General features: G+C 35.0%; 9 protein-coding genes. 2 read left to right on the top strand and 7 right to left on the bottom strand.

The features are described 5' to 3' along the window. Positions 1-261 precede the first annotated feature (261 nt). The 6 genes from FNW38_RS16480 to FNW38_RS16455 all read right to left on the bottom strand — a co-directional run bounded on the left by FNW38_RS16480 (position 262) and on the right by FNW38_RS16455 (position 9,843). Positions 262-2,382: a prolyl oligopeptidase family serine peptidase gene (locus FNW38_RS16480; RefSeq protein ID WP_143387590.1), complete on the bottom strand. Its 2,121-nt coding sequence runs from the start codon at positions 2,380-2,382 to the stop codon at positions 262-264. A gap of 389 nt (positions 2,383-2,771) precedes the next feature. Beyond that, a complete protein-coding gene (locus FNW38_RS16475; RefSeq protein WP_143387591.1) occupies positions 2,772-4,979 on the bottom strand; it encodes a TonB-dependent receptor in 2,208 nt (735 codons plus the stop codon). A gap of 143 nt (positions 4,980-5,122) precedes the next feature. Then, positions 5,123-5,470 (bottom strand): hypothetical protein, encoded by a 348-nt coding sequence (locus FNW38_RS16470; RefSeq protein WP_143387592.1) that lies wholly within the window; start codon positions 5,468-5,470, stop codon positions 5,123-5,125. 135 nt (positions 5,471-5,605) lie between these two features. Continuing rightward, positions 5,606-6,595, bottom strand: a complete 990-nt coding sequence (locus tag FNW38_RS16465) for an aspartate-semialdehyde dehydrogenase (protein ID WP_143387593.1) — start codon at positions 6,593-6,595, stop codon at positions 5,606-5,608. Between the two features lie 294 nt (positions 6,596-6,889). Then, positions 6,890-7,306: a large conductance mechanosensitive channel protein MscL gene (gene mscL, locus FNW38_RS16460; protein ID WP_143387594.1), complete on the bottom strand. Its 417-nt coding sequence runs from the start codon at positions 7,304-7,306 to the stop codon at positions 6,890-6,892. An 89-nt stretch (positions 7,307-7,395) separates the two neighbouring features. Next, positions 7,396-9,843, bottom strand: a complete 2,448-nt coding sequence (locus FNW38_RS16455) for a bifunctional UDP-N-acetylmuramoyl-tripeptide:D-alanyl-D-alanine ligase/alanine racemase (protein WP_143387595.1) — start codon at positions 9,841-9,843, stop codon at positions 7,396-7,398. 509 nt (positions 9,844-10,352) lie between these two features. On the opposite strand from FNW38_RS16455, the gene FNW38_RS16450 reads away from it, so the two are divergent. After that, a complete protein-coding gene (locus FNW38_RS16450) occupies positions 10,353-10,751 on the top strand; it encodes a phosphatase PAP2 family protein (protein ID WP_235890227.1) in 399 nt (132 codons plus the stop codon). Here FNW38_RS16450 and FNW38_RS16445 read toward each other — a convergent pair. Further along, positions 10,746-11,447: a porin family protein gene (locus FNW38_RS16445; RefSeq protein WP_185963162.1), complete on the bottom strand. Its 702-nt coding sequence runs from the start codon at positions 11,445-11,447 to the stop codon at positions 10,746-10,748. The genes FNW38_RS16450 and FNW38_RS16445 overlap by 6 nt on opposite strands. A gap of 1,565 nt (positions 11,448-13,012) precedes the next feature. Between FNW38_RS16445 and gnd the strand changes: the two genes are divergently transcribed. Beyond that, positions 13,013-13,912 carry a phosphogluconate dehydrogenase (NAD(+)-dependent, decarboxylating) gene (gnd, locus tag FNW38_RS16440; protein ID WP_143387598.1) on the top strand — a complete coding sequence of 300 codons (900 nt, stop codon included), beginning with the start codon at positions 13,013-13,015 and terminating at the stop codon, positions 13,910-13,912. The last annotated feature ends 126 nt before the right edge of the window (positions 13,913-14,038 follow it).

The following is a 14,038-nucleotide window of genomic DNA, read 5'->3' as shown; positions in this document are numbered from 1 at the left end:
CTTTATAAATGTACAAACGACGAAAATTGTATTCGAAATGATTTTAGTCCGCATTACGGATAGTCATATAATTTTTTCATCCTAGAGGTTTAAAAAAACTATTGCTGGACAAACGTCAAAATTTTTCAGAAAACACCAAATCTTTCCATTGGGTTAGCCCCGATTACAGGCGATATCCTTTTTTGAGGCGATTTTTCTTCGCCTCAAAAAAGATAAAGCCGGAAAGCGGGAATAGCTCCTAAAAAAAAATTAGAATAGGTCTTAATTATTTAACTTTTGCAATACGTTTACACCCATATTGTACAAAGTAAATGCTTGGATATCTACATTTTCCTGAATGGTTGCCGCCACGGATTTTCCTGCACCGTGACCTGCATTGATGTCAATTCGGATTAGGGTTGGGTTTATTCCAGTTTGTTTTTCTTGCAATTCGGCAGCAAATTTGAAACTATGCGCCGGCACTACTCTATCGTCGTGATCGCCAGTGGTAATCATCGTAGCCGGATATTGTATTCCTTTTTTTATGTTGTGTACAGGAGAATAGCCTTTAATATAGTCAAACATTTCCTTACTGTCTTGTGCCGTTCCGTAATCATACGCCCAACCTGCACCTGAGGTAAAAGTATGATAGCGCAACATGTCCATCACGCCTACGGCCGGCAGAGCAACTTTCATCAACTCCGGACGTTGGTTCATAGTGGCACCCACCAACAATCCACCGTTTGACCCGCCACGGATGGCAAGAAATTCAGAGGAAGTATATTTTTGAGCAATCAGATATTCTGCCGCTGCGATGAAATCATCAAATACATTTTGTTTTTGCATTTTGGTTCCCGCATCGTGCCATTTTTTCCCGTATTCGCCACCGCCACGTAAGTTGGGCACGGCAAAAATGCCGCCGTTTTCCATCCAAACGGCATTGGCAATACTGAAACTTGGTGTCAAACTCACATTAAATCCACCATAACCATAGAGCATCGTTGGGTTTGTACCGTCGAGTTTTAATCCTTTTTTATGGGTGATAATCATTGGGATTTTGGTTCCGTCTTTGGAAGTGTAAAACACTTGTTTCGACTCATATTCTTCGCTGTTGAAATCTACTTTTGGTTTTTCATATACGGCTGAAGTTCCCGATTTTGGTTCAAACGAATAGATAGAACCCGGAGTGATGTAATTAGTGAACGAATAATAGAGTATTTTTTCTTTTTTCTTTCCGCTAAAACCGCCTGCAGTTCCTACACCCGGCAATTGAATTTCACGAACCAATTTTCCAGAATAATCGTATTGTTTCACCACCGAAACGGCATCTTTCATGTAATTCGCAAAGAAATATCCGCCGCCTGTGGATGGAGACAAAACATTCTCAGTTTCGGGAATAAAATCTTTCCAGTTTTCCGGTTTCGGATTGTTGACGTCCACAGTAACGATGCGTTTGTTGGGCGCATTTAAGTCGGTTTCTATGAATAATTTTCCGCCTTCGTTATCAATAATATTGCTATCACTCTTAAAATTATCTACAATGGTCACAATAGGACTGTTGGATTTTGTCAAATCTTTGATGTACAATTCATTTCCATAAGTAGAAGTCGATGCTGTAATGACCAAATAATGATTGTCCTCAGTAACATGTCCGCCTACATAGCGCCGTTTTTGGTCTGCGCCAAAGATAATTTTATCTTGCTTTTGTGGGGTTCCTAACGTGTGATAATACAATTTATGTTGGTCTGTCTTTGCCGATAATTCGCTTCCTTTTGGTTTGTCATAACTGGAATAATAGAATCCTTCGTTTCCTCTCCAAGATACACCGCTGAATTTCACATCAACAAGGGTGTCTTCTATAATTTTTTGGGTGATGGCATCCATGATAATGACTTTTCTCCAGTCGCTGCCGCCTTCTGAAATGGCATACGCCACTTTAGAACCGTCTTTAGAGAAATCCAATCCACCAAGGGAAGTAGTTCCGTCTTTAGAAAAAGTATTGGGATCCAAGAAAACAGTTTCTGTTCCTTTCACGTCTTTTCTGTACAACACGGATTGGTTTTGCAATCCATTATTTTTGTAGTAATACGTATAATTTCCTTCTTTGAAAGGCGCACCTATTTTCTCATAATTCCACAGTTTTTCCATTCTTGCTTTTAACACATCACGAAACGGAATTTGGGCTAAATAATCATAGGTCACTTTGTTTTGGGCTTTTACCCAAGCACCGGTTTCAGCAGATTTGTCGTCTTCGAGCCAGCGGTACGGATCGGCAAGTTTAGTATCGAAATACACATCAACTGTTTCTCCTTTATTCGTAGTTGGATATTTTATGGGATTTTGGTTTTGACCAAAAGATGCTATTGTAGTTGAAACTGCCATTATTAAAAAGGTTTTTTTCATTAAATTCTGATTTAGGTTGTTACAAAAATAGACAAATAGTTAGTTTTCCTTATGAAAGGAATTCTTAAAAAGAGTTAGTCGCACGAATGCCTTTTTTATTACAGTTCTGTGAATGTCGCAAATTAAAAATCAATTCTTAAATGGACTTATATCCCTTATATGTTGAAAAACACAAACCATGTAAGAAATATAAGTTCATCTAAGTAAAAGCCAATTATGTCCGCATTGTAGACATAATTCAAATAATAAAATCAATCCTTAAATGGACTTATATCTCTTATATGTTGAGAAACACAAACCATGTAAGAAATATAAGTCCATTTAAGTTAAATCCAAAAAACGCTACTCTTTTCGAATAGCCTTTTTGTTTTTTTGCTGAAGCAAATGAATTACAAATTAAAATTCACACCCAAAACCACGTTTCTTCCTATGTTAGGAATTCTATCAGTTTTCAAGCGAGAAAGGTGCGCGATGTATCTTTTGTCTAAAACATTATTCCCGTTCAGGTTGATATCAAAAGCGATTTTCCCCAGTTTTACCTTTCCTCCAAAACCCAGATTCACTAACGAATACCCATTGGATTCCGTTTCAAAACCACTCACATTATTCTGATTGAAAGTCGTGGAAACATTCAAAGTGGCAAAACCATCTTCAAGCCAATTTTTGATTTTGAACTCCGTTCTAATGGTGTTATTCCAATTGTTAGCCGGAATTAACGGCAAATAATCTCCGTTTTGTTTCTTACCGGTTACGTTTTCAAAACTGGTTTCATAATGCAACCAATCCAAAGGATGTGGATGTAAATGCAGTCCTATTTCGCCCCCGTACAATTTGGCATCGTTCTGAATGTAATCAAACACAGCATTTTCATCAATCACAATACCCGTTGGCGATGTATAAATATAATTGTTGACGTGATTGTAAAATCCATTGACAAAAAACTCAAAATGATCAGTTCTGTATTCTAAATTCAAATCAGTTTGTACGTTTTGCTCGGTTTCCAAATCACTGTTTCCTACTTCATAGCGATTTGTTCCTTCGTGAACACCATTGGACGTTAATTCGGCCAGGTTTGGCGCTCTAAAACCGGAAGCGAGATTCAGTCGCAAAGTCAAATCATCGGCCAGATTCGTTTTGTATCCTAACGAAGCATTAAAACTGTCATATGATTTGTCGATAGCTTCAAACGAACCTTCTTCACCGGGAATACCATAGGCTTCAGTAGTGATTTTTCTATTATCAAAACGCAAACCGGCTTGGAGTACATTCGTTTTCCACTCGTAATTAGCGGTTCCAAAAAAACCAAAATCATTTGTAGTCGCATCCGGAATTAAATATTCTTCACCTGAGTTGGTGTTGGTTTGGTGCATTCCCTGAATTCCAAAAATAGTTTCCACTTCCCCTATTATTGGCAAATGGTATTTTGCATCATAATTGAATGTTTTTAGTTTCATGTGCAAAACCGCAACATCACTATCTTCAAATTCACTTCGATCATTGGCAACATAACCCAAATCGACATCCAGTTTTGATTTCTGGAAAAAGAAAACGTTGTTCAAACTCAACAGATGATTAAAAACGCCTTGTTTTGGAAATCCTGTTTTCTTACTAGTGGTTTGTTCCGCAACGCCATCTTCCGGAATTCCTAAATCCAAGTCATTGTAATTGTAACGCAACACACTTGAGAACTTGGCATTGCTGTAGCCAATCCCTGTTTTGAAATCAGTTTCATTGTAACGCGTATTGGTTACTCGTTCGCCATCGGCAATTTTATAATCGGAATGGATATTGTAACTTCCACGAGCGAGAAATTTCCAGTTATCAGTAGATGTTTTCAATCCCAAAGAGGAATTACTTCCCAGCGTATTCGAGAAATATTTTTGGCTGAAATTAGTTTTGAATGTACTGGCGTCAGCAAATTTTTCGGGATTAAAATACAAAACGCCACCCAAAGCATCCGAACCATACAACAAAGAAGCCGGTCCTTTAATCACCTCAACACTTTCTATTCCCGAGTCATTTAATCCCAAACCGTGTTCGTCTCCAAACTGCTGATTTTCTATGCGAACACCTTGTGAATACACCAAAACACGATTCCCGCTCAGTCCACGAATTACTGGTTTCCCAATGGAAGTTCCTGTAGAAACCTGCGAAACACCTGGGATGGTGGCCAGTCCTTCTATCAAAGTTGCGGTTCCTTTTCGTTGCATATTTTTGATGCTTTCGTGTTCTACTTTCATCACATTTTGCGATTGTATTTTATTGAAAGCGGTAGAAACAATCACTTCATCCATCTCAAATATTGTTTCTTCGAGGATTACATCTAGTGTATTTTCTTTTTGTAAACTGGTTATGGTTTTATTCTGTGTTCCAAATCCTATGAATGTAAAGGTGAGTTTTAGTTTTCCATTAGGGAGATTGGTCAATGCATATTTTCCGTTCTCATCCGTTGTTGTTCCTTTATGCAATTCTGATGCATATACCGAAACGCCTTTTATAGGCTGACTTTTCATATCGGTTACGGTTCCCGATATTGAATTTTGCGCATGAAGCATCGCCGAAAATCCCAAAAATAGGGCTATAATAAATTTTTTCATTGAAAATGATTGTATTGTTCCTCACCTGAACCCTCTTTCCTCCCCCCGCCCCTCCGAAGGAGGGGAGTAAGAAGGAGAGGGAGTCGAGACTGGAATTATTTAGTAAATAAAATAGAAATGATAAGTGCTGAAATAAATTCAACCTAACTATTTACCGGTGGTCCGCGATGAGAATATAAACTTCCTGAAAACGAAATAATCGTTTCCTTGTCAGTAAGAAAATAAGGAATTTCTTTGTGACTGGAGTATAATTGATACGAGAATTTTTTTGGAGAAATGTAACTGCTGGAAGTGAATTCACAAAGCAAACAATGGTCAAAACCTCTATGTTGATGGGTTAATTCTGCCTTATTAGAATCGTGTTTGTGATAACAGACCTTTTCTGAAAGTTTCTTTTCCAGATGCTCATACCCGTGAAACGATTGAAACACTATGGAGAACAACAGTGCAATCGCAAAGAAAAGATTAATTATGAGCTGTTTCTTTTTCATTCGCCACAAAGGTAAGAAAACATAAAAATGTAACCCCTATTTAAAACAAAAAACTACAACTTTTAGCGTTGTAGTTTTTTATAAATAGGTAGAGAGGCACTGCAGTGCCTTTCTACATCAAAATCTAATTTTAGGTTACACCAATTTAGCTGCAATCAAATATTCGGCAATTTGTATCGTGTTTGTCGCTGCTCCTTTTCTAAGATTATCAGCAACAATCCACATATTCAATGTATTTTCCTGGCTTTCGTCACGACGAATTCTACCTACAAAAACATCATCTTTTCCTTGCGCATACATTGGCATTGGGTATGTATAAGTGTCGTTATTATCCTGAACCACCACACCATCGGTATGACGCAAAATATTTCGTACTTCACTTAAATCAAAATCATTGGTGAATTCCACATTCACCGCTTCGCTATGTCCGCCAACAATTGGCACACGAACAGCAGTAGCCGTAACTGCAATAGAATTATCACTTAATATTTTTTTGGTTTCACGAACCAATTTCATTTCTTCTTTGGTATAGCCATTATCTTCAAAAGAATCGCATTGTGGAATCGCATTTCTGTGAATTGGATATTTGTAAGCCATTTCACCTTGAACTCCTGCGTATTCATTTTCTAATTGCTGAACTGCTTTTACACCTGTTCCGGTAATCGATTGGTAAGTAGAAACAATAACACGTTTGATGTTGTATTTTCTATGCAATGGTGCCAAAACCAATACCATTTGAATGGTAGAACAGTTTGGATTTGCAATAATTTTATCTGCTGCGGTCAATTCCTCAGCATTGATTTCAGGAACGATTAATTTTTTGGTTGGATCCATTCTCCAAGCCGATGAATTATCGATAACCGTTGTTCCTGCTGCTGCAAATTTTGGAGCCCATTCCAGTGAAGTATCTCCTCCTGCAGAAAACAAAGCTATATCCGCTTTCATGTCCACAGCAGTTTGCATACCAACCACTTTATATTTTTTACCGTTGTATTCTATTTCTTTTCCCACTGATCTTTCAGAAGCAACCGGGATTAATTCTGTTACAGGGAAATTTCTTTCTGCCAATACTTTTAACATTACTTCGCCAACCATTCCAGTAGCGCCTACAACTGCTATTCTCATAGTATATTTTTATTATTGAGTACTAAATTTGAATGGCAAAAGTAAGTAATATTCAAATCAAAACAAGCGTGTTCACAAAAAATAACAAAATGTTATAAATTTAACAAACGAATTATTAAAAGCTTTCAAGCAATCAAATTAATTTTAAAATATTTGAATCTGCGCTTAATTTATTTAAACTATATAATCCATTGTTCTGTTTATTTTAAACAAAAAGAAAAACCGCCTCAATTAAGAAACGGTTTAGTCCTGAAATGAATTCAGGATAAATTAGAATATTATAGTATAGCGGTATTATTTTTTTAATAAATCTCTAATTTGAGTAAGCAATTCTTCCTGTGTAGGTCCAGCTGGAGCAGCAGGTGCAACTTCTTCTTTCTTTCTGGCTTTTTCAGCAGCTCTTAAAATAACAAAAATAAAGAAGGCAATAATAACGAAATTGATAATCGCTTGAACTAAATTTCCATAAGTAATTACTGCAGCTCCAGCAGCTTTTGCAGCAGCTAAAGTTTCATAACTATTCCCATCTAACGTGATGAATTTTTGTGTAAAATCAATTCCACCTGTAAGCAAACCTACAATTGGCATTATAACGTCATCTACAGCAGAGCCAACAATTTTACCAAACGCAGCACCAATAACTACTGCAGTTGCCAAACTCAACACATCACCTTTCATTAAAGAGGCTTTAAAATCACCGAAAAATCCCATAATTAATTTTTTTAGGTTAAAAATATATTTTTGTTAAACGAATTTAATCAAAATTTTAATACAATCAACAGTCGTTTATCCAAAATCAATTACTCTCTATAAAACACCCGTTTCACTCGTTGCGATATACTCGTAAGAATTTCATACGGTATCGTGTTTAACTTTTGGGCAATATAATTCACCGATGGGCTTTCGCCAAAAATAATTGCCGCATCACCTTCCTTGCAATCAATTCCAGTGACATCTACCATTAACATATCCATGCAAATACTACCAAGGATAGTTGCTTTTTCATTTTTAATGGTTACAAATCCGACTCCATTTCCCCACCCTCTCGAAATACCATCTGCATAACCTATAGGAATTGTGGCAATTTTTGTGGGTTTCTCCGCCATAAACCGTCTGCCATACCCCACACTTTCTCCGGCAGAAATAGTTCTGATTTGAGAAATCACTGATTTAAGTGTCCCAACGTTTTCTAAGTATTTCTGTTCCTCATGATCATTTGAAACTCCGTAAAGACCAATTCCTAGGCGAACCATATCGTATTGTGAATCCGGATAATTACTGATTCCCGAAGTATTTAAAATATGCCGAATGGGTTTTATTTGCAATTCGGTCATTAATTTTAAAGATAAATTCTCAAACAAATCAATTTGTGAATGTGCAAAATCTTTGTGTTCTAAATCGTCGCTCGTGGCCATGTGAGACAAAATACTTTTTACTTGAACCGTTTGATTTCCTTTTAAAGTAGCAATCAGATCATCAATCGTATTGTTCTCAAAACCCAAACGATGCATTCCGGTATCGAGCTTAATATGAATAGGAAAATGTTTCAATTTTTTTTGTTCCGCGATTTTCAGGAACGCACACAATCCTTTCAAGCTATAAATTTCAGGCTCTAATTGATGTTGAATTATCGCAGCAAAACTGGTTGTTTCCGGATTCAATACCATAATTGGTAAATGAATTCCGCCATTTTTTAACGATATTCCTTCATCGGCGAAAGCCACGCCCAAATAATCCACTTTGTGATGTTCCAGCAACTTGGCTATTTCAAGACCACCGCTTCCATAACCAAAAGCCTTTACCATCACCATTATTTTAGTTTTAGGTTTCAGCTTTGATTTGAAGAAATTTAAGTTATGACTGATGGCATTCAGGTTAATTTCAAGAACGGTTTCATGTGTTTTCTCTTCTAATAAAGCTACGATTTCTTCAAAATGAAAGGTACGTGCTCCTTTAATCAAAATCGTTTCATTACTAAAATTCAAATCGTCGAAACTAGAAATAAATGCTTCCGTGTTTTTGAAAGTAACACAGTTGGTAAATTTATTTTCGAATGACGAAATGGTTTCACCAATCCCGATAACTCTGGTAATTTTGTTCGATACAATCAATTGGGAAACTTTGGAATACAATTCTCCATTGGACAAACCGCTTTGAAAAATATCCGATAATATTAGCGTCTTCTTTTGACGTTTATTTTGACTTTCCAGAAAATCCAAGGCGATTTTCAGCGATTGAAAATCGGAACTGTAACTATCATCAATAATACTACAATTATTGATTCCGTTTTTAACTTTCAGGCGCATTTCAACGGGATACAACAATTCCATTCGGTTTTGAATCGTCTTCCCTTCATATTTAAAATACAACAAAACCATCAAACACGAAATTGCATTTTCAATGGAAGCTTTATCCTGAAACGGAATTGTCAATTCGAATGAATCTCCTTTGTATCGGTATTGAATGGTTGTACTGTCGTTTTTAATTGCTGCACTAAAAACAAAAACATCGGCATCTTTAGAATCAAAACTCCATGTAAATGCTTTTGCTTTTTTAGAAATAAAGGAATCAACTATTTCATTCTTTTGATAAATAAGCACTTCTGAATCTTCAAAAAGCAACATTTTCTCTTTTATTTTTTCTTCTAAACTCGTAAAACCTTCATCGTGTGCGGAACCAATATTCGTTAAAATCCCAATCGTTGGTTTGATAATGGGTTTCAGTTTTTCCATTTCTGAACCGGTAGAAATCCCTGCTTCAAAAATCCCAAGATTGTGTTGCTCATTAATTGCCAGCACTGATAAAGGAACTCCAACCTGTGAGTTATAACTCTTTGGACTTCGAATAATATTATAATCCGGACTCAGGAGAAAGTTCAACCATTCCTTTACTATCGTTTTACCGTTACTTCCAGTCAACCCGATAATAGGAAAATGAAAAAGACCGCGATAATACGCTGCGAATTCCTGCAAGGCTTCCAATGTATTTCTGACAACCAGAAAATTGGCTTTGGCTTCACAGCCTTCAGGAATATGGGTAACTACGAAGTTTTGAACGCCTTTTTCAATTAAATCTTTAATGTAAACGTGCGCATCATTATTACTTCCAACCAATGCAAAAAACAAGGTTTGCGAACCATTTTGCAATGAGCGACTGTCGATAGAAATAGTATCAATTGAAACGGTACTGTTGTTGCCTACAAATTCAGCCTGAATTTGAGGAATAATATTTTGGATTTTTAGACTCATTGGTTTGCAACGCGAATGACGGCGATTTTACTGATTGACACGAATTTTTAAATCGAAAAGAAAGAAGCGTCACTTTTGCGTAAGCGCAGCAATTAATTGGTTTCTTTCTAAAACTTCTTCAAAAATAACACTTCTTTTCAAAATGAAGACTTCGAAACGTTACAATTTATAGCTATTTCTGTTTATTAAAACTCGAACGAAATCTCATTCTAAAGCATTGTAAAAGTTAAAAACACCATAAACTTACCCTAACTATTTTATCAGAATCGTTATATTTGTTAGTCCAAACAACACTAGAAATCTTGAAAAAAATCCTGCCGATATTCTCTTATATTTTTCATCCGATATTCATACCGGTAATGGCGACCTTGGTTTACCTTTTTTTCAACATTTCTTTTTTTGTGAATCAGGAAAAACTTTTCGTATTATTCCAAATCTTAATTGTTACAGTAATCATTCCCATTCTGCTTTTTTTACTATTACGTGCAACGGGAAAAATTGATTCTATCATGGTTCCCGAAGTCTCACAACGTAAAATCCCACTGATAATTCACTGTTTTCTCCTTATTCTATTGGTTCGAAAAAGCATCACTTTGGATCGATATCCCGAATTGCATTTTTTCTTTTTGGGAGCATTGATGAGCACTTTACAAGCATTAGTATTGTCGTTTTTTAAGACAAAAGCCAGTCTTCATATGATGGGTATAAGTTCCTTAACCGTTTTTGTTATGGGATTAAGTATACATTATCAAATCCAGAATAGCTTTATGATTACGCTTCTAATACTAATGAATGGTTTTGTGGCTTCATCCCGTTTAGAAATGAAAGCCCATACCCCTTCTGAATTGATTCTTGGTTTTCTTTTAGGAAGTGTACCGCAGCTGCTTTTGTTGTATTTATGGCTATAAAATGTAGAAAATAATTCCAATATTCAATGATTTCATATCGATGGGCTGTCCATCAATTTTTGCGGATTTGAATAGGGAATTCAAACCATAATAGGCATATACATTTATTGTATTATAACCTGATGAAATATAAACACCGTATAGCAATTTATTAAAATCCTTATTGCTCGAAACAACTATTTTACCTTGAGCGTCATTGAAAATAGATCTGTCATAGATTAAATAACTCAATTTAACTCCTCCGTAAATTCTCCAAAACTTATAACTCTCATAGGTTGATGATCTCCATCTGAACTCAATAGGCACATCTACTAATAGTTGTGAAAATTTGTTTTTACTAAAACTTGTATTGGCATCAATAATCGAATAAACCGGCGTTTGATCCGTTTTATAAATCGAAAGATTTTGATTGTAATTATTATAAGTAAAACCAATTCCGGATGCTATTGCAATGGTTCTATTTTTATTTATAGGCATATCCCTAAGAAAACCAGCCGAAAAACCCGTTGATAATTTACTCTGAGATAAACCCGCAGGTTTGTTTTGCAATGTGTTAAAAGTTAATCCAAAATAAAACTGATCTTCTCTATATAGTGAATCAATTTTTACTTTTGGTGCATTTTCAGGAGCCACTTTTTCTTGTGAAAAAATATTGAAAACGGATAAGAAAAGAAAACAACTAAGAAATAATCGCATATTGTTATTTTTGTTTAATGGTTGCTTCATAGTTCGTCTTAAATACATTCTTCGATTCAGTTATTCTAGCTATACAAATATAGGATTTTTGGAAGGTTCCTGATACGTATTACTTTCAAAAAACAACTTCAATTCACAAACAGGACAAAAAAACCCCCACTAAAAAAGATTTAGCGGGGGTTTTATTTGCATATTCAAACCTTACTTTCTGAACTCGAACCGAAAGAGCGTTTATTTATAGTACTAAAATAATTTCTTATGTGCTGACAAAGATTGAAAATGTATATTATACTTTGTGGGAACGTACAACATGGGATTTATAATCATTAATAATTGTTATTATTCGACTATCTGTTCTCGTGTGTATAAACTTTTTTTAGTCATGTAATAAGGCAAAATAACTTCTTCTTTAAAAACAGAGAAGGTAATTATAATATTCCCCTTCTGATTTGAAATTTATTTTACTTTAAAATCTCAAAATCTGAATTTAAGTATTTTTTGATCTACAAATAATATTTAAAGCAGCTATATGTATAGTCCCTGTTGGTATCGTTTATTAGTTTTTATTTATTCTTTGCGACTTATTATGAAAAATCATAAATTTCGCAAAAAAAAATTAACATTAAAATAGCCACCGATAAACTCGCAGCAGCAACAAAAAATCCACCTATGAACAAGAATACCTCGTTTTGCTTATTGTCTGTTTCCATCTTTTAATTATTTTTTTAATACACTTTTTTTAACTGTTTCTTTTAACTACGCATTAAATACCCTAAATATTTCTTGTGTCCTCAACTTTTTCAACCAAGCGTTTAAAGTAATTTCTGAAAATTTATTTAAGAGCGTTATGAGTTTTAATTCGTTACTCTAAATTACATTTTTTCATCTTAAACTACAAATATCATCGACTAAATACACGATATAATTATATATATAATATTTTTCTTACTTTTATGTTTTAAATATTTATCTTTTAAAGATGATTTTCCCTAGAATATGGAATTCTTTAAATTAAAAAATTAATCCAAGTACATGACAAAAATTGAAACAGATTGATTTTCAATGTTTCAAAACCAAAAAACAGGAATTTCTTTATGCTTTCGATAAGAAAACACTCTTAATGCACTCAATAATGGGAGAACTTAAAAAAAGGAGATTCAAACAATCGAGAATATTTGGTTAATGGTAAAGTTCAACTATAGATAAATGTGTGAAACAAATTTAAATTAACATATTGATTTGTATAATACCATTTTATCTATTAATTTACTGGAATAAATTTGTTGTTGATTATTGTCAGGTTGAGCCCATTCGACTTCGCTCAGGACAGGCTATAGTCGAAACCCTATTTATACTATAAAATATCAAAAAAAATCTCGACTATAGCCTGTCCTGAGCTTTTGACGAAGGGCTCGATTTGACATTATAAAGTCACAGTATTTTCAAAGATTAAATATTTTTATAAAAAATCGCTTGTTAAAAAATTAAAACCAATATTTTTACTTGAAAAAGATTTTGATCGATTACTCAAAAACATCTTCAAATTACATTTAAAACTAAAAGCAATGCAAATTGGAATTATAGGATTAGGAAAAATGGGCTTCAACCTTGCCCTTAACTTACAACGAAATGGTTACGAAGTAGTAGCTCAAGATGTCAATACAGACTTCGTAGTAAAAATAGATCAGGAAGGAATTAGCACCGCACATTCGGTACAGGAATTATGTCAAAAACTGAACGATCGAAAAGTCATTTGGCTGATGGTACCCGCCGGCGAAATTGTGGATGCAGTTATCACTTCCCTGATTCCTTTTTTAGAAAAAAAGGACATTATCATTGACGGTGGAAATTCAAACTATAAAGATTCCAAACGTCGCTATTCCCAACTAAAGGAACTTGGCATTGACTTTTTGGACTGTGGAACTTCGGGAGGAACTTCGGGTGCTTTGAATGGTGCTTGTACGATGATTGGCGGAGACGCAGCAGTATTTGAATATGTAGCACAAGTTTTCAAGGATATTTCTGTTGAAAATGGACATTTATATACTGGTGCAGCGGGAAGTGGTCATTTTACCAAAATGGTTCATAACGGTATCGAATATGGTATGATGCAATCCATCGCTGAAGGTTTTGAGGTTTTTGAACATTCCGAATTTGATATTGATTTCGAAAAAACGGCCAAACTATTCAATCATGGTTCCGTGGTTCGCAGTTGGTTAATGGAATTAACAGAAAATGCCTTTTCGAAAGACCCACATTTAGACAGTATTAAAGGAATCATGCATTCGTCTGGTGAAGGAAAATGGACACTTGAAACCGCATTAGATTTAGGCGTTCCTACTCCAGTTATTGCTCTTTCGATCATGATGCGCTACCGTTCCCAAATGCAGGATACCTTCTCCGGAAAAGTTGTTGCTGCACTTCGAAATGAATTTGGCGGTCATGCAGTCGAGAAAAACGAATGATAGAAATCTTTTTACTTTATTTAACGTTTAAAAAACAATCTCGACTGCGCTACCATTGACGTTTTTTCAAAACTAATATAAAACCTATCGTATGGACACAAATAGTAAAGGTTAAATTTGAACACG

The organism is Flavobacterium gawalongense (genome assembly GCF_007097265.1).
GTDB lineage: Bacteria > Bacteroidota > Bacteroidia > Flavobacteriales > Flavobacteriaceae > Flavobacterium > Flavobacterium gawalongense.
Note: the sequence above shows the minus strand (reverse complement) of the source record. Positions and strands in the feature narration are given on the sequence as shown.